At 52.3% G+C, this 18,336-nt stretch carries 11 protein-coding genes and 1 pseudogene; 6 read left to right on the forward strand and 6 right to left on the reverse strand.

The window, feature by feature from the left end; all coding sequences use genetic code 11:
* Positions 1–189 precede the first annotated feature (189 nt).
* From HO274_RS08625 to HO274_RS08635, 3 genes are read left to right on the forward strand one after another with little or no spacing between them, the layout of a single operon-like run.
* The gene (locus HO274_RS08625; RefSeq protein WP_273118783.1) at positions 190–342 is read left to right on the forward strand and encodes a multiubiquitin domain-containing protein; all 153 of its coding nucleotides are present in this window, start codon (positions 190–192) and stop codon (positions 340–342) included.
* Positions 317–1,519, forward strand: coding sequence for a ThiF family adenylyltransferase (locus tag HO274_RS08630; protein ID WP_031597369.1), 1,203 nt, complete (start codon positions 317–319; stop codon positions 1,517–1,519). The genes HO274_RS08625 and HO274_RS08630 overlap by 26 nt, the downstream gene beginning before the upstream one ends.
* A gap of 15 nt (positions 1,520–1,534) precedes the next feature.
* Positions 1,535–2,002, forward strand: a complete 468-nt coding sequence (locus HO274_RS08635) for a ubiquitination-like system serine protease family protein (RefSeq protein ID WP_273118788.1) — start codon at positions 1,535–1,537, stop codon at positions 2,000–2,002.
* A 122-nt stretch (positions 2,003–2,124) separates the two neighbouring features.
* Here the strand turns inward: HO274_RS08635 and HO274_RS08640 are convergent.
* Positions 2,125–2,318, reverse strand: a pseudogene (locus tag HO274_RS08640) (transposase); the annotation flags it as partial.
* 201 nt (positions 2,319–2,519) lie between these two features.
* Between HO274_RS08640 and HO274_RS08645 the strand changes: the two are divergent.
* From HO274_RS08645 to HO274_RS08655, 3 genes are all read left to right on the forward strand, one after another.
* Positions 2,520–3,122, forward strand: coding sequence for a hypothetical protein (locus HO274_RS08645; RefSeq protein ID WP_031597365.1), 603 nt, complete (start codon positions 2,520–2,522; stop codon positions 3,120–3,122).
* A gap of 230 nt (positions 3,123–3,352) precedes the next feature.
* On the forward strand, positions 3,353–5,701 hold the full coding sequence (locus HO274_RS08650; protein ID WP_273118793.1) for a hypothetical protein: 2,349 nt from the start codon (positions 3,353–3,355) through the stop codon (positions 5,699–5,701).
* Complete coding sequence (locus tag HO274_RS08655) at positions 5,698–8,769, forward strand: tyrosine-type recombinase/integrase (protein ID WP_273118795.1); 3,072 nt, start codon at positions 5,698–5,700, stop codon at positions 8,767–8,769. Before HO274_RS08650 ends, HO274_RS08655 begins: the two co-directional genes overlap by 4 nt.
* A gap of 101 nt (positions 8,770–8,870) precedes the next feature.
* Here the strand turns inward: HO274_RS08655 and HO274_RS08660 are convergent, their stop codons facing one another.
* From HO274_RS08660 to HO274_RS08680, 5 genes are read right to left on the reverse strand one after another with little or no spacing between them, the layout of a single operon-like run.
* Positions 8,871–12,200 carry a Swt1 family HEPN domain-containing protein gene (locus tag HO274_RS08660; protein WP_273118797.1) on the reverse strand — a complete coding sequence of 1,110 codons (3,330 nt, stop codon included), beginning with the start codon at positions 12,198–12,200 and terminating at the stop codon, positions 8,871–8,873.
* Positions 12,201–12,220: 20 nt separating this feature from the next.
* Complete coding sequence (locus HO274_RS08665) at positions 12,221–13,690, reverse strand: hypothetical protein (RefSeq protein ID WP_273118800.1); 1,470 nt, start codon at positions 13,688–13,690, stop codon at positions 12,221–12,223.
* Positions 13,687–14,979 (reverse strand): KGGVGR-motif variant AAA ATPase, encoded by a 1,293-nt coding sequence (locus HO274_RS08670; RefSeq protein WP_273118803.1) that lies wholly within the window; start codon positions 14,977–14,979, stop codon positions 13,687–13,689. Before HO274_RS08670 ends, HO274_RS08665 begins: the two co-directional genes overlap by 4 nt.
* Positions 14,979–15,431, reverse strand: coding sequence for a hypothetical protein (locus HO274_RS08675; RefSeq protein ID WP_273118806.1), 453 nt, complete (start codon positions 15,429–15,431; stop codon positions 14,979–14,981). The genes HO274_RS08670 and HO274_RS08675 overlap by 1 nt, the downstream gene beginning before the upstream one ends.
* A gap of 3 nt (positions 15,432–15,434) precedes the next feature.
* Positions 15,435–18,332: a DUF1156 domain-containing protein gene (locus tag HO274_RS08680; protein WP_273118810.1), complete on the reverse strand. Its 2,898-nt coding sequence runs from the start codon at positions 18,330–18,332 to the stop codon at positions 15,435–15,437.
* Between the last annotated feature and the right edge of the window lie 4 nt (positions 18,333–18,336).

The raw sequence follows: 18,336 nt of genomic DNA on the forward strand, positions 1-18,336 counted from the left end.
TCAATGTGAATTACACTGCATGCGAGCGACAACCCTTCATCCCATTAAGGAGAAAGAAATGAGCGATTCCAACACCAGTCAGGCTCCCGGTCAGAATAAGACCGTCACCATCATCGTCAATGGCCGCCCGCGTGAGGTAACTGGCAAGACCGTTTCCTACTGTTAGCGGCTGTGAAGAAGTGCGTAAATATGGCGTTCCCAGACGATCCGTCCAACCAGGACATCGACTTCACTGTCGCCTATGCCAACCCCCATGGAAAGGACGGCGAACTGGTCGCTGGTCAGGACGTTCATGTAAAAGAAGGGATGGTGTTCAATGTCACTAAGACCAATCGTTCTTGACCCCGATATCCAATCCCTTCAACACGAGGGGCTGAGCGTAGAAGTGGCTCAGGGGCACCTACTGGTGCATAAGGTGCCCTACGTCAATGCAAGCGGAAAGGTGGCCCGCGGCATCATGGTCACCGACCTATCCGGCAACCTCGAGGCTCTGAACAAGCCACGCGACCACCAGATCTGGTTCGTAGGCGATGTTCCCTGCCACGCCAACGGCACGCCGATCAGGTCGCTCAACCGCTCCGAAAACGGACGCGATCTCTGGCTAGGTTTTGCAGTAGATCACCGCTTTTCCTGCAAACCCACGGGGCAACCGGACTTTCCGTTGACACACTCAGCCAAGATCCGCCACTATCTCTCGCTGATTGCCCCTGAGGCCAAGGCCGTCGATCCGGAGGCGACGCCCTATGTGTTCGAACCCCTGGTTTCATTCGACCCAGAACAGATATTTAACTACTGGGACACCGCTTCGACCCGTGTCGGCATCCTGGCCGTGACGGCGAAACTCGCGCATCACCGCGTGGCTATCGTCGGCTTAGGGGGTACCGGAAGTTATGTTCTAGACCTGATGGCCAAGACGCCCGTGCGCGAAATTCACCTCTTCGATGGCGATCAGTTCGAGCAGCACAGCGCCTTCCGAGCCCCCGGCGCTGCCTCAATTGAAGACATCACGGCCAGAAAGCCCAAGGTCGAATACTTCACCGCCATCTACGCAAGGATGCACAAGGGAATCCATCCGCATCCGTTCTACCTCGACGATGAGAACCTGTCCAAACTGGACAAGTTCAACTTCGTGTTCCTGTGCGTCGACAAGGGCGGCGTGCGCAGGATATTGGGCGAATACCTCATCGCACGCGGCATTCCGTTTGTTGACACCGGGATGGAGCTGACCGTGTTGCCCGAGGCAAACGCCATTCTGGGCACCTGCCGAGCAACCTTGTGCACTGCAGGGAAGTCGGACCATTTCAGCCGCACACCACAAGGCGATGCGCAGGGAGATGATCTCTACCGCAGCAACATTCAGGTCGCAGATATGAACATGCTAAATGCCGTCCTCGCAGTGCAATTGTGGAAAAAGCACTGCAATTTCTACCTTGACCACTGGAAACCGCACCACCACACCTATTCAATTGACTCTGCATCCCTGACACGCAGCGAAGAAACACGGAACCTCCACCGCTGATCGCGCTCAACCGCCATGAAGATTAAACAAATTACGCCAGAAACCGTCGAATTTATTCCGGATCGCATCGAAGAAGGCGTACTCTATATCAGCGACCGATACCACACGGCTGTTCATAAGTGCTGCTGCGGATGCGGGAAAGAAGTTGTGACGCCGCTGTCGCCGGCAGAATGGTCGGTCAAGCGAAATAGCAATCGGGTATCGCTATGGCCCTCGATCGGCAACTGGAGTTATCCATGTCGCTCACACTACGTAATACAGGATAGTCGCGTAATTGAAGCAAAGGCAATGACGAATCGACAGATTCAGCGTGTAAAAGCAAATGATCGCGCCGATAAAGCCGCTCAAATCCGCCGTACGAATCACGCGAAGGAGGTGGCCGCGATAGTCTCAAAACCAAACGCCCAAATTACACCTACTCACAAATGGAAACCGAGTATGAACTGGCTGCAGCACCTGATTCGCTGGTGGAAGTCACTTTAGCGAATCGCCACAACTTTTATAGATATGTCTGAGGACTGCTTCGATCCCCAGAGCGGTCGTTGTCATAAACGGAATGGAACATCAGCAGTGGCCGAGCAGTGTGAATTGGTCTTCCGGCAGGCTCTTTCCGGCAGGTGACGAAATTTGCAGATGGTGGTTTCATCCGGACCGCCAGCCTTCCGGCCCAGATCGACACCCACAAACCGCCGCATGGCAGTGAGTTATGCGGAGTTTTTTCAGTCGCCGGATCAGACAGGTTGAACCGTTGCTGAATAAATCAGATGCGCAACATGCGTTCCAGCCTAACCGGATACCTGTCAATTACATGCTGTAAAATGGTATACCATATTTCTGAAAATGATTGAATATGTTCCCATCATACTGATTTGTCGTATGTAATTATGATATACAAATAATATTTAAAAATTCACCCGATATTTTTCACAAATAATTGGCACTAGACAATTCCGATAAATGCGCACACAATGGACCGGATCCATCATGCCATGGGTGCCGCATGGAACAGATCGAGAGAGACAGTCCACTACCGAGCCTCATCTCCAGTGCAGATGACCCGGAAATTTCCCTTTCAGAATGTGATTCGACGCCAGAACGATATCGGTTGGTAGAGACGCCCTTTTCAAAGATCATTGGCATTGACAAAAAAATCCTTGAGATCACTGAAGAAGTAGCAGTCGAATTCATGTTGCGAATGGATCTTCAGTTTTGGGATAGAAACGCTTTGAGGGCGTATTTGAACAGCAATCCATTCATGGTGCGTAAGTCAACTGACGGTTTTTTCTGCATTGGGGGTTTTCGCCGGTTCAGGTTGGCTCAATACCTCTATGAGGAAAGCAAAGATCAACCCGTTACTGTAATCCTCAGAAGCGGAAAACTTTCTTCCAAAGAACGCATGAATATTGTCGCTCAAGAGATCTTTATTCATGCGGCGGTCGAACGGGCGGACAGGAAGGATTCACCCGCTTACTACAAATTGTGGACCGAGCAATTGCAAACGAAGGTCTCTCTGCTCACGGGAAGGAGGGATGGTGATTTTGACAAGGCCATGGGGTTCCTGCCACGCAACAAAAAACGATCCCATACAAAATGCAATTCGTAAAACCCGCGAATAGTCCGACCATAGCGGCTCTTGGTCAAAGGGTTCAGGAAGCAGGGTATTCACCCGATGATTTACGCAAACTGCTCTGGTTGATCAATGCACATCCCGACCTGCTGGGTTTTGGGCAAATTTCAGAAAACTTGTATACGATTTTTTCCAGCGTCCCATTCCAGTCGATCAATCCCCAGGATCACACATGGGCAAACCAGATGTCCGGTTGGAGGGACATTGTGGATTGGGTAAACCAGAATTGGGGAACCTTGTCAGTTACGCCAGAACTTTCTTCTCTCTATGTTCATCCCAGCCAAAAAAGCATTCGCCACCCCTTGAGCCGCTCTGGTCTTACCCGTCATGGATTATATGCATCGCTCTGGAATCGGCATGAAAGCGGTGATGGAATTCTTTCTGGATCACCTCATTGTATTCATTATCAATGTCTGCAAGCTCAGTTCTGCATTGCTCATATGACAGCACTAACGCTTCACTCAACACAGGACGAATACGAACATCACGATAAAGACCAGGAGTTTTGCGGCAAACCCATCCATATCTACCCGGCTTCATTTGTAATCAGGGAATTGAGTTGGAATAAGTACTCGTCGATGCTGAACGCAATGGCTCCAGAGACCGACTTTAACGATTTTCAGAAAAACCTGGAAACTCTTGCCAATAAAAGAACTGCGATACCCGGTGTTTCCGCTGGTGATGCACAAAACTTTATTTTAAAAACTTCCAGTTATCTGACTCATGTAGCCGAAGAACTTAGAACAGGAAAGATACTGACCTCCTCAACGGTACCGATCAGAAGCGGGGGAAGTGGAGGTGGAAAGATCCATCATGGCTTTGTCAATATCAATAGCCATGTTTTTCGATCTCAATCCAAACCGGAAGATTATGGACTTGAACCTGAACTTGGTTCAGTCGATATTGTTTTCCTGAGAAATGAGGAAAGCGATCTGGAAGAGGAACGATCGGGAGAGGCTCCACGGGAACTCTCAAGGCCAGTGTTAGCATTGTATTCTCCCGAGGAATTTGGCGGTGCCATGGGACGCGCACGTTATGCCGAGCGGATAAAAACCACGGCTGCCCAGCGTTTCATGTGGGATGACAATCAACTGACAGCCACGGAAATTTCCAGATTGAAATCCGGCCTGGATGAAATATGGAATCATCACACAACCCTGGCCAGACCAAAAGGTAAAGAAACGGACTTTTGCCAAGGGTCACTGCTGGTTGAAGTCATGCTTTGCTTTGGAGTTTCTCTGGAGAGCGCCAGGAATCTTCGACTCAGAAAATTTGATACCAACCCTGTCGCCGAGTTTGCTTTGCTTGTGCGCGCAGATGACAACGGAGATGATCAGGTTTTTGGATGGAGAATTCCCAGTGTCAGGCCGAATTATCAGACACACTCTCCAATAGAACTTTCAGTTCACAATAGAAACATGGTGGAGTCCTTTGTGGTTCCAGATATGACTGGGTTGGGTCACAGGATCCTTGCTTTTCTGAATCGAACACATCGCACCCACGAGCGGATATTTTCGTTTGAACCGAAGACTGCCTTGGACAATTTCAAAAGTGTGGTTTCGACGCTTGGTGATGATTCCAGATTCAATGAAGGGCGAGTTACTCGCGCGTTGGGGAATCAGGTGATGGGCCAGACGGGTGACCAAACCCTGGCCTGGTGCATTTCAGGGAATACCCTCAAAGGAAACGAACCACGGATGTTCTACACGGTTTATCCAGTTCAGCGTCTCGTTGAAGGATATATTGAGGGAATTCACAAGTTGTTTGGCCTTCTTCCTGGCGACAAAAATCTGTTCCCCACCGATTCACTTGGATATATTGGCGCCCGATTTGTGGTCAGATCAGAAATAGTCAAGAAATGTTTGGCATCGATCAAGAAGAAGTTGCAATCGAAACCCAACCCTGTAAATTTTCCTGAGATTGTCCAATATCACAATTACGTTACACTCTACACATGGCTGGTCCAAGCTTTTTGTAGTGCGTTTCGAGCCATCAATAATCCCAGTGAACTGCTGGAGCAAATGGAAATCACCTTCAGGGTTCACAGTCTGTCAGACAAGGAGGGAATTCACAGAGATCGAGCTCGTCCAATATTTTTGCCACAACTTCTGAAAACCCAACTGTCTCATTATCAATATCACCGGGATTATCTGGTCAATAGTCTTGGCCTTCACGATGGAATACAGTCAGGTCTCAAGGATCAACTTCGTCTGTTTTCACTGGATAACCGACATAAGCCTGAAATATTGACGAGATCTTGGATTGAAAGCGAGTTGGAACAGTTGGGGTTTGCACTTCCTGGAAATTTTCATCGTGCATTTTTGCGCTCTGAACTGCTTGAATCAGGTTGCCCAAGTCAGGTCGTCGACGCATTTCTGGGGCATGCCCATAAAGGGGAGAGCCCTTTTGATGCCTACTCCAGTTTCGATTATCAGAATTTCAAAGAGACTTTGACTTCATATCTGGACACCCTCTTCAAAAACATCGGGCTTGATCCCATTTATAGTCATCTTTCCCCCACTTTTATTTCAAGAACCTATTTCGGTGCTTCATGAAACTGACCGCCGAACTACTGCCCCATGAAAAAGGTTTTGATGTTTGGCTTAGGCAGCAGAATCATGTTGTTGCCAAACTGATTTTAAATCCAGATCCCAATGTTCAAACCCAGGAGTCTGATGCCAGACAGTTTGAGGACATCATTCTTGCCGAACTGCAACCCACGGGAGGGAACAAATCGACAATCATCGCCTGGTTGCGAATTGCCTATCAACGCATTTCTTATCTGAATGCTCAGAACTTGGCAAAAATTCATCCCATCAGGTTGGCGGTGGACATTCCACCACCGCGCAGCCCGTTTATTGTTGAACGAATCATGTTGATCGAACGGGCAGAGAAATGGCGTGAGGCACTGTTTTCCTGGCTGAAAACTCATGGTACTGTAGCTACTGCCGAACAACTCAGGTCTGCTGCCATGCTGAGTTCTGCGTTGTGCGGCTGTCTGCTGGACCCCCGCAAGATTCTCGGACTACATCATATTTTTGGCAGTCCCCTGAAAAAATCGGGAACCTTGGCCTATGTGGAATTCGCGCTTCCATATCGAAACCTGACGGGCAATCTAAATCAGCGCTGGTTCCCTGACCCAATCACCGAAATGTTGATCGTGAGGGGAATTGATCCTCTCAGCCCATCTGCACCTTCTTCGAACCGGAACATCTTTAATCAACTGCGTCAGTTTATGAAAGCAATGGGAATCTCCAAGGGTTTGCTGCCAGGTTCATTGGCTGCACTGACGGAAACCAGTTCCATCTACTGGGAGTCCAGAGGTGCCCAGGTTGATATCCGCTATGCCCGTAATCGGTTCATTTCCCAGTCCCTCAAAAGTGAAGTATGGCTGAGGCTCAACCGTGGGATTGATCAAAAATCAGAAGCTTTTCTTTCTGCAAGCCACCCCTCAACCACTTCTGTAGGTGTAGAAGTGCGTGATGACACTGTCCTGGGAAATGATTCGGATGAGATCCATGCTGTCCAGAATGACCAAAATTCCCTGATCACATGGTGGCCAGAACTTTTGGATAAATTGGATTCAATCTCCACCGTTGGTCAATCCAGAGCCGGAATCAAGGTTGGTTGTGAGGCCATACTCAGTGCTTTGAGTAGTGATCTTCCAACTTATTTCCAGATCTACACCGAATGGCTACTTTCCATGCTGGATGGAGCATCTTCCAGTGGAAATCCATTGCAACCAGAGACCATTCTGGGTTATTTCAAACAAGTGACTCCGGCCATGCTCAGTGTGTTTGGAACACAAGAACTCCATGTGAATGTGGGAGCAGAGCGCGTGGTGGAAAGTTACGGCACCATTCTGGAACTCATTCCTGCGGGAATACGCAGGACCACTCTGGCCAAAGGGATGAGGGAACTTCACGAACATCTCGTGAGGCATTATCAGTTCGACCCAGTCGATCCCGTTGATACTTTTGGTAAGGAAGCCGAAGTGGCAGTGGTAGAAGCCAGAATCATCTCGGTCGATGAATATTACCGTGCTGATTCGGTCTTGAAGGGATACATTTTTCAGCAAATATCCCCACATCTGATCAATGCGGCACGTTTGGCCCTCACCCTGGCCTTCAGGACAGGTATGCGTCGCATGGAGATTTTCATGCTGAGGTTGAGTGACATCCACCTTGAGAAGTCTGGGGACATTCTGGTCCGGCCCCATGCCCAACGGCGATTGAAGAGCATTTCATCCCGCCGCAGGATTCCCATTTTCGCTCTGATGGAACCCGATGAACTGGAGCGATTGAATCAGTGGATAATCCAAAGGGGGCCAAAAGCCAGCAATAAGAATTCGGAATGGCTGTTTGCATTACCTACTGGTGACATGGTTTCCATTGAAGGGGCGGTGGATCTCATTCATCGTGCCCTGCGGGAAGTCACCGGAGAGGGTGACCTACATTTGCACCACCTCAGACACTCATTTGCAACCTGGACATACCTGAAACTTAGATCAGTTTCCTATCCAAAATTGGCAGACCTGTTTCAGCATCTCCCAAAAACTCATGCCTACCTCTCAAAACCCCAAGAACTGCGGAATCAACTGATTCCCGGAAAGCATTCAATTCCCTCCCGTAGTGACGCCTACTGTGTCTCCAGGCTTCTCGGTCATTCTGGGCCAAATATATCACTCAACCATTACATTCACAGCACAGACCTGCTGATCTATGGCATGACTTGTCGCAATGCTGAACAGATGGAAGGGCCTGTACTGATCGGGGCTTCGGGGTTGCCTGCGCGCAGTGGGTTTCGTTATCTGACGAAATCAAAATTCTGCTTGATGGAGAAATTCAGGGTGAGAAATTCCGGACAGTACATTCTGGATCCGTTGTCTACGCCAGACAAGAAAAATGCACATTCGAAAGATTCAACTACCGTTCGATCACAGAGTTCTACCGATTCCACATCCACCTTTGGACAAGATTTTATCAAAGATTTTGAATCCGCATGGCGGGTGCTTCGTCTTCATGATGATGGTGCCGACACTCCCACCATTGTCAAAGAACAGGGGTTGCAGGAGTCCGAAGTCACAAGGATCATTGATGCTGCTCGACCCTTTGCCCAGAAAATCGGACTGTCAAAGTCACTGAAAAATTTCCACCGTCAATTAGCGCCACCTCTTCCTGAAGGGGAGCGAGAAAGGTTATTTCATGCCAATCTTCTTTCGGCATTGTCCCACTTAAAAACCAGCGACCCTGCCCTTCTGGCCGAAGGACTGAGTATCCATCTGGACAATTTCAGTTCCCACAAGCGGGATGTGATTTTCAGAAATCCTGAGAATGCTGCCCATGCCCTAAAATATCTCAAGTTTCTGAAGAAGATCGGGTTTGGTTCTGAAAGTATCCAGATAATCTCTCGCGCCAAACCCGGCGAAGTCACTTCACTGAATCGATGGATCAAGGCATTGATCCTGCCACCCACCATCCATATAAAACATATCGCTCCCCCTAATGTAACAAAAACAGCCTATGAGAAATGGATTGGGATTCAGGTTGTGGACCCTCGAACAGGCAGAGGAAATCATTTGCTGTTAGCGGGGAATATGATGCTGGCGAGGTTGGTATCCTGAAAAGCGACGCTCCTTCACTGGTCGGCTACGTTTTCTGAAAGCCGGTTCTCGTATGTTATCCACCACAAAACCTTATAGAGCCCATTTTTATTTGGAAATGGCTATTCACTCTCGAATCCCTGGCTGGAGAATTTCAATGTCCTGCCATTCTCGGTCACGGTGCGTACCACCGTATCCGGGGCTCCTTCTGGGATCTGGGCTTCGATTTCGAGTGTGACAGTGACCGATGCGCCCATGAGACCCACCAAGTGGGCGATGACTTCCTCGGCAACTTTTCCGGCATCCCGCCCCACACGAGCAGAGTCGAGTGTGACGCAGCCGTGGAATCGACGGGGCCTTGAGGCTGATATGGCAGTGGGATTATGGGGTGAGACGGTTTGATGATTTTCTATTGCGCCACCATCTCCAGCGTGTTCGATTGTCGTAACAGGTGGAACCGAACGTTCTGACTGGAGTTGAAGTGCCGCAACCCCCCGTATTACCACGAGACTGGTTGAATGAGGGTCGGTGAGATTTACCATTTTTCCGACAGTCAGTCCGCGATAGCGTTGGGTACTTTCGTCAAAGCAATCGGCAAGGCCAAAACCATCCTGTTCCCAGGTCAGCAAATTGATTCCATCGTCGATGGCCTTCAGTAACACCATGAAATCTTTGAGACGAGGCAGATAAAGATAACGAGCAAAATCTTCCACCAACTGTTTCACAGCCACATGATTTCCACGCCACAGAGGCACGCGATCCAGTTCCATGGTCAGCATGGAAGGGGCAATACTGGTGAGAAAAAGTCCGTCATTACGCAGTTTCTTGCTGACGCGCAACGCCAGAGCATCGTTTCCGGTCAAGCGCAGAGTTTCCCAAGTAGCAAGGGACTGCGGGGTGGATTGGCTGGGCACCAATAACCATTGATAGGTTTCAGGCAGACGGGCAATGATTACCTTATCTGCACTGTCCAATTGCTGTTCGACCTGTTTCTTTTGGTGGTTGGACAAATCAAGGGTGTCTTTGTCATCCTGAATCGATTTCCAGGCCAAGTATTTGCGGGCGGCTTCGTCCAGGTCCTGCAGCCGGTTTTTATCAGCAGCCAGAAAAACCAGCGTATTTCTGTAAAGCCGAGGGGTATTGCCTCGGGTTTCCAGCATCGCTTGAGCCGCCATTTCGGCTGGACTATGGGCATCTCTGGTGTAAGCATGGTCTATGCCTAGAACGACCAGACGCCCGTCCAACTCATCCGGAATATCTGCTCCCGAGTGGGGCCATAGGTGAATTCGCGTAAACTCTCCGCGCTTTTCCAAATCCTGACGCAGACGGCGACCAATTTCTTCAGCCACTTTGTCCGGGTCGCGTTTTAATTGTTCCGCCCGATCTTCAGCCAGTTTGGTGACCGTGGGTTGAGTGGAATACCAGTAGTGGGGGCCATCCTGATAAAGATAAGTGGCTGCGCCAGCCATGCGCCGCAGGGCATCCCCAAAAGTGGCAGGAGGCTCTCCAGGCATGACGCATCCCAATTTGACACGCCGGTCTTCGATGCCTTTATGGGCTGCCGCGGTCGTCGGAGCGGATCCGAGATAAATGGTCCGAGCCACCCGTCTGCAGGCAGAATATTTCCCCAGATTGGGTAATTCGCTGTCCAACCGCAGGGGTAAGGATTGGGGTCCATCCACATCCTTTTCAATGACGGGAACCCAGTTGTCGGAAAGATAGCGCGTCAATTCCGACTGGACGCGGGGATCATCAATGGAGATATTGGCAGGCAGAATAAGGGGGCTACGATCTCCTTTTTCCCACAGGCTGTGGATGACTGCTGCCATTAACCGCAATACCCCCCGCGTGCGCTGAAATTTGATCAAAGTGGACCAATCCGTGTAGAGACGATCAAAAATCTCCGGGTGAATAGGGTAGGCGGCCTTGATGCGCTGTTCATAATCAGGGCTGCGACATTCCAAGGGAAATTCCGCATGCTGGGTTTGGTAGAAATCGGCAAAGGCGCGGGCCACCACATCCCGATCCTTGAAGTGTTGGGGGTCGGTCATGGGCTGGAACAAGCGACGACGCACGATTTCAAAACCTTCTTCGGCACTGGCCGGGCGCCAGGAGGATTCCAGACGGCCCACCACATTGCGTAATCGATCCAGAGCCTCACGCCCACGGGTTCCGCCCACTTCCACATCATCGGCCTGGGTGTGGGGGGACCCTGATGTATCCGAGGCGGGCAGGCTGATCACGAGGAGACATTGCCTGGCCAGTTTGGCGGATTCTGTCAGCACCTGGGCGAAGGTGAACTGGGTTTCGAATCCCCCGGCGGGCAGGTCGCTCTGGTCGTGGAGTTGGCGGGCATAAGCCACCCACTCATCCACCAAAATGATGCAAGGACCGTAGTCGTTGAATAACTCGCGCAGGACATCCCCCGGACTGGTGGCGTTTTCATCGTCGGCCTGAATTCGGGCATAAGCCGGTTTTCCTCCCAGTTGCCACGCCAATTCTCCCCACAGGGTGCGGACCGTTGTCCCATCCGGTTTGACCGAGGGATTGCCGGGAGAAATTTTGTTGCCCACCAATACGACACGCCGGGCCCTGGGTAAACTTGTCACACCGGCAACCTGCATGACATTGTCCACGCCCACCAGTTCGGCCGGGGCAATTCCGGAAAACAGGTGATACAACGCCAGCATGGAGTGGGTCTTTCCACCCCCGAAGTTGGTTTGCAGTTGGATGACCGGGTCTCCTCCTCCAGTTGTGAGACGGCGCATGGCGCCCACCAGCATGGTCTTGAGGCTTTCGGTCAGATAAGTCCGCCGAAAGAATTCTGCCGGGTCCCGATACTCCGGAGTTCCTTCGCCCAAATGGACTTGCCACAGATCCGCCGCAAATTCGGCCTGCTGATAGCGACCACTGGCCACATCCTCATGGGGAATCACCACTTCCCGCCAGGGTTTGAGTCCCGTACCTCCGCCGCTTTCGATAGCGGAACCCGCAGTCTTGCGTTTTTCACTGCGCGCCTGCTCATCGAATCGCACACGCAGCAACTCTGTTTTCATTTTTTCAATTTCGTCGGACTGCGGTGCCGATATGGCAGACAGTAACCGTCCCGCCGAATCAAGTGCGCGGTAAGCATCATCGCCCGAAAAAGTTTGCTGGTGCGCCCAGCCATTACGCACCGCCAGAATCTCATTCACCAGACTGCGCTCACTTTTGCCCAATATCTGCCGGAACACCTCCCCCCACCTGCGGTCCATGACCACCAGCAACGCGGCAACATCATTGGGTAAGTCGCTTTTTCCTGCGCCCAAACGGGTATCAGAGAGGAGGTCCTTCACTTCGAAAGCCCAACTGTCTCCGTACTTCGCTTTAAATTCCCGCTCGACAAACGGCCCTAGGCCAATTTTCAGGAGTTCAAGCGCCTTGCTGATGCGTTCGTGGTTGGTGATTGCCATGTCTTCGATTCCCTTGTGCCCTATTTCTTCTTCTTCACGCCGCCCTTACGCTTGAGCCCCAGTCCTGCCAAGTATAAGTCGGGAGCGTCCAATCGACCGTCGGGCCGGCGGCGGAATATGCCGAGTTGCAACAAATAATCGAGCAACTCACGGCTTTCGAATGGTGGTAGCATTGCGCCCTTTGCTCCTGATAGTCCCTCCATCAACTTGATCGCATCCTTCTCGGCGTAAGGTACAAGTGGATCGTCACTTAGTTTTCTTTTGATCGCTTCCAGCCAGGGCCATTCGTCCAGCGATTGGGTAACATGGTCGTCTGATACGCGATCAAGCGCACGTCGCAAAGATGCGGGCTCCAGTAAGCGTGGCGACCTCAATGTGCTGAAGTGCTGCAATTCCAGGCGTGCGGCCTCCTCCATCAACCGCACAAACGGACGCGGATAGCCGCGACCCAATCCATCGCGTACATGGTCGAGAAGCCAGCGATAAACCAACCCTTTTTTCTGGTTTGCACCCATGTAGACACCGACCATACGCTCTACCACCGGGCGGGCGTCTTGCCATGTTTGTAACTTCGGAATCCAGCCGAGCGATGAATCATCGCTCCATGACACGCCTTTGATGGACAGCACATAACCGGACAGAGCATCGTCCACATTGGCCATGCGTTTGAGTAACTGGCCATAAAGGTCGCGGTCACTCCACACCAATTCCACGCGCCCGGCTGCGAGTTTGGCCAAGTCTGCGCCACCAGCCTTGGCGTGCCGTTCATACAAGTCGGAGCGCAGAAACAACTTGGCACGGATGCGGCGCCAACGGCGCGCATAGGCGGCCCACAATGCCACCAGGCCACGAACACCGGCTTCGACCAACTTCCAATCGCCATTGCCGAGCGTGTCCAGTTCGTCGTATGTCGCGAACAGATAGCGGCCTTGGTTCGCCAGTTGCTCGTCCAGACGATCCAATACTACGACCGGCTTTGTTCCCAACTCGCGGAAAGCGCGGTGAATGGCTTCGACATCTGCCGCTTCGGGCACAATCAATGGTCTTACATCAGCTTGACCTTGAGCGTCCAGTTTGTCATATAGAGCGCGCACCAGATAAGCGAACCACAGTTCGCGCAACATCTCCGTGCTGTCGCCCGCACTTTGCATAAAAGTGCGCAAACCGATGCCTTCAAAGCCTTTGATTCCTGCTGGATATACGCGTAACCATTGCGAATCACCTTCCGGGAGACGCACGGCTGGCGCATAAAGTTTCACCGCATCGAACAACGTGGCGTCAGCCAGTACGCGCGCGATCTCCGTCTTACCCGAACCGCGCGGACCTACCACCAGCACCACATCAGGGTCAAGCAGACGCAAGTGCTCAGCAACGGGATAGTAGCCTAGCCCAATCCTGTCTATGGGGGAGCCTTCCGCCCTGCCCACACTACCGATATTCTGTAGCGTCTGTAACAGGGTACGACGCTCTTCGTCCCACTGCTTGCTCATGCTTCCGGCTCCGTCAGAAAGCGGTTCACGATGCGTTCGACAATTGGTGGATAGGGACCACTGCACAGTGCATCGGTAACCTCAGCGATATCCCCAAAGTTTGCCAATTTACTGTCGTAGTCCACAGGCATTGGCGCATGCGGCGCGTCTTGGCTGTCCTTGTCTTCAACAGTCCAGAAACAATCTTGATCGGCCTCATCGTCGGCAAGATAATACCGCGTATCAAACTCCTCATCGGCACGACCGGCAAATTGTGTCTTCGCAACCTTGCCAAGATCGCCTGAAGGCACCATTGCTTGCACGAGGAGCACTTCGGCTTGCGAGCGATCATCCAACACCCGTGCCGTGCCCAGACGATCAAGCACCAAGGTTAGTCCTTGCCAACTTTGATCGTTTGTCGTTCCCAGCAACACATGCAGGTGCGCAATGCCGGAAAGCAACTGCCCTGCTGGCTCGGAGATGCCAGTGCGCGCATCGAGCAGTATCCAGTGCGGCTTAAGTTCCTTACTGACCCGCGAGAGCAATTTCCAGAGTCCGCTTTCGTGGGCTTCGGGTGCTTCTTCCAGATCGACGCGCGCTAACTTGTCGGCATAATGTTCGTCCATGTAGCCGGACGGAAAAACCACGATCTCGCCACTGCCTGATACACGGTCGCAACGATGGTAATAGTCGGATAACGGCGCATCGGCCGGTGATCGTTCCAACAGGAAATCGACCACCCCCCAACGAGCAGTCTTTCCCTCGGCATCTGCGGAAAGCAACCGTCCTATGCCCGGCGAATCCAGATCGAAATCAAGTACGCAGACACGCTCGCCCAAGTGCGCCCGCTGGATCGCGAACGAGGCAAGGAGCGTGCTACGGCCGAGACCGCCCTTAAACGAATAAAAAACGATGATGGGAGGGCCAGCACGGGGAGCAACCCAGGGAGGATTGACCGGCTTGGTGATGAACCAGGCCGTACGGCTGCGGTGACGGTCAAGGACGCGCAAGCGTGGTTCGTCGGCATCAATCCGCGCCATTTCCCATCCGGATTCGTAAACCTTCCGAGTTACCGGATCGAGCCTCTCGATACACAGCAACTCATCTGACCACCATGCACCACATTGGGTTGCAAGGTCCTGCTCAATTTTGCTTTTATCGAGTTCGCAACAGGCCCAGAGTATCAGTCGCAATTTTCCGAACAGATCTGCGATCAGCATCACCTGGATCTGTGGTTGTTGGTTTGCGATCCAGGCTTTTGCCTGAGCGATGGCGAACTCTTTGGCTTCGTCGAAATGAATGAATGGCATTAGATCACCCCATCAAGTTGCATTTGGGCAATTGTTTCCAGAAAGATATCATTGGCGATGTTGACCCATGCTTGTGCATCATGAGTTGACATGCATGGCGACTGATAACGCATTTCAGGTTTCCATTGCACCAGCGCGGACGACAGTACACCGCGGGTTGTCGTCTTGAAGTAGCGGGCCGTCTTTGCATCCGCTATGGAGGCCAAGCCTGCAACCGTTTTGGCAAGCTCGTTCAAGTTATGGCCGTTCTTCCTTGTCCATGGCATTGGATTGTCCAGAGGGACTCCTACCTCGAGCAACCACAAACTCTTGAGCGCGCATTCCACCACATAGCCGCTCAAATATGCCGACCCATCGGCACGACTCTGACCGAGCAAGGCTTGCGCATCCAGCAAGTGTTTGAGCGCAGCGTCGGGATGATCATCCCCTATCGGGGTGCGCAGTTTGGACATCGCTCAGGTCTCCCTTTTGTCGAATAGATCGTCGGTGCCCGGCACGGTGGCGCGGGGTTTTTCACGGGCCAGACGCGCGATTTCCGGCCAACTTTGTACCAGGGCATTGTAAGCCAAGGCTTCTGTGGCGCGCTTCTTTCTTTCGCACAGGGCAAACAGACGATAACAAAGTTCCCGCGCCACTTCAGCATGTGATCCGAGTTGGCGCACCAGGATTGCTGCCGCCGCTTCACCCTGACCTTCCAGCACGCGGATCAACTGATGAACCATCTCCCACGCCGTGAGGCGACGATCCTTCTCCGGATTCCAGTCTGGCTGCAATTCGGCTGGGGTCAAAAGATGCACTTTACCCCCACGAGACACCAGAATATGGGCCTCCACCAAGCCCGTGACACTGGTATTCTTGGCCTTGGAGAGGGTTTCTGCTACTCCGTAATCCCCTTCGTCGAAGCCAAACTGCTCGAACCAGGCCAAAGCCCAGCGACTATCCGCATCGAAGTCCCCTTCCTGTTCTGCCAGTGCTTCATCTAACACCTGATTGATCAGGGACAGAGCTTCCCGCACCAACAAAGGCTTTCCTTCGGCATCCAGCACCTTGGAATACCGGGTATACACCCCCATCCCCGGCCCAATGGCGGCCTGGGCCAAATCTACCGGAGCGATGTTTCCCGCTTGCAAATGCGCCAAGGCCGCAGGCAACTCAGCCTTCAATACCGCCATAAACTCGCGCCGCGTTGCCACCGAGGCATTTGCCCCACGGGGACGACAGACCAGAACGATGCTGGAAGCCAGGGCGTTGGTTCCCTGCCCAATCATTCGACTATCATTCTCTGTCCGCATTGGCCAAGTGCCACTGATAGCAAATCCGGCTTCAATGACGGCAGCCAAGAAGGTATCCCAGCCAGTATTGGTCGTTCCTTCAGCACCATCGCTTTCGGACTGTTTGAAGGCGTAATAGATCGTGACCGGGTAAGCCGGATGTGCCTGCTCAGCCAGTCGATGCATGGCTTGGGTCATGCCCTCCAGAAAGAAGGTTTCAGCCTTTTGCTTGCTCCCATGTCGATAGGGTGTCGCCACCAATTCTTCAGTCTTGGGGACTGCCATGGTTTGAAAGAGTTCGGGAAAAACTGGGCGCAATGACCGACGCAACCAGACATAGAAGAAATCCGAAAGATCAGCATAACCGATATTGTCGTAGTAAGGTGGGTCAGTAGAAATGACTTTTCTAATCGACAATTCTTGTCGTCCTGCATCTAATTGTTTTGCGTAACCATATGCCTTCTCTGAAACAACCTGAAATGCCTTTGCAAAAGCCTTGACGATCCCATCGACAAATACAATCCATGCTCCGGAACTTTCTCCGAGTGAATTTCCCTCGGCAAAGTCCCATATCATTGGAATTGCTTGGCGTCCGAATAACTGTCGAGGGCACTGAGCGACTGGTTCCCATCTGCAGAGACTGTTCGAAAGGTCGGCTTGCTTGCTTAGTGCAAATGTTAAATAAACCCCCACAGCCTCGGCATAGGCTGTGGCCCCCAGTCCACCCTGATCCAATCCTTTGCCATCATCGGGCATTCCGGCGTTGATGGCATGGGTTTTGATGAAGTCAAGCGCTTCAGTCACCAAGTCAGAAAATGTCGTCAACGCCACCAACTGGCGGGGGGAGAAGAGGTCGGCGAAGGTGGTCAGCCCGTAGTTCGGCGTTTTGAAGTCGCGTGGATTTACCGGCAAGGTGGTTTCCGGCCGCCATGTCGGTTGTGCCGTCAGAGCAATGGCTTCCATTTCTCCCGTTGGCCCAAGATAGACACGACCACGATCACCTTCGGCAACGATTGCCATCAACTTTACGCTCATGCGCCCGGCTTTGCCTTCTTCGCGGATGTGGTCATAGGTCACTGGTACACCAGACATCAGGCACTTGAAAGCGGCACGCTTGCCAGCCGCGGTGCCGTTCTTCGCACCCTCCGCATCCTTTGGTTTCCCCACTTTCACCGTGAATCGGTAAATTTTCCCTTCGATGACGGGTTCCACATAGGCTTCTTTGCCGGGTTTGGTGGAGAGCATGAAGGTGGAAGCGAGGGGGACATCCACCTGAGCAAAAGCCGGGTTGGGGCTTTTGACGGTTCTAGCCCAGAGCCAGGCGATGACGGTAAGGGCTTTTCCCTCGTAGGGTTTGAGATCAGGACGATCCTGGACCATTTCCGGGGTGATGGCGATCTTGGGGTACAGGTGGCCGATGCGTTTCTCGGCCTCGTCGCGCATCCACTGGCCGTAATAACGCACATCCTCGGCCAATCCTGTCGCCCCTGACCAGGATTTGTCCATCTGGTTTTTTTGTTTCTGCCCGTCAGGATTGACAGGGGCCTTGCTGGCAAACTTTGGGGGAATTTCGATCATGGCCTTGTTGATCAAGACCGCCACTGGGTTGAGGTCACTGGCATAACTTTCGAGTCCCAACCGTTGGGCTTCCAGGGGAAGAGCTCCACCCCCTGCGAAGGGGTCGTGAAAGGCAGGCAGGTGATGCCGATCAAACAATTCCTGTGCTTTGGGATGGTCGGCGTTCTCGGCACAGGTGCGACGCCAACTCTGCCAGATTTCATTGCGTGCGGCTTGCAGGACGGTTTCGTTGGTGGTGTTTTCCCATAGCACCAGATCCTCGATGATCTTGAACAACCGGTTTCTTTCCTTTTCCTGCTTCTCTTTCGTCGGAAAAAGATCGGGATGGGCGGAAGGATCATCCACCATTTGGGCAAAGATCACCGCTCGTGCCGCCGCCAAGGGTCGTCGTGCCCACCACAGGTGCAGGGTGGAGGGATGACCGTGCCGGATAGATTTTTCACGGGCCGCGGCTTTGTTGATGGCTTCGAGCGGGAGGGCGACTTCGATCAGTTTTCTTTTCATGGGG

Origin of the sequence: Ferrovum myxofaciens, assembly GCF_013181415.1 — a bacterium.
GTDB lineage: Bacteria > Pseudomonadota > Gammaproteobacteria > Burkholderiales > Ferrovaceae > Ferrovum > Ferrovum myxofaciens.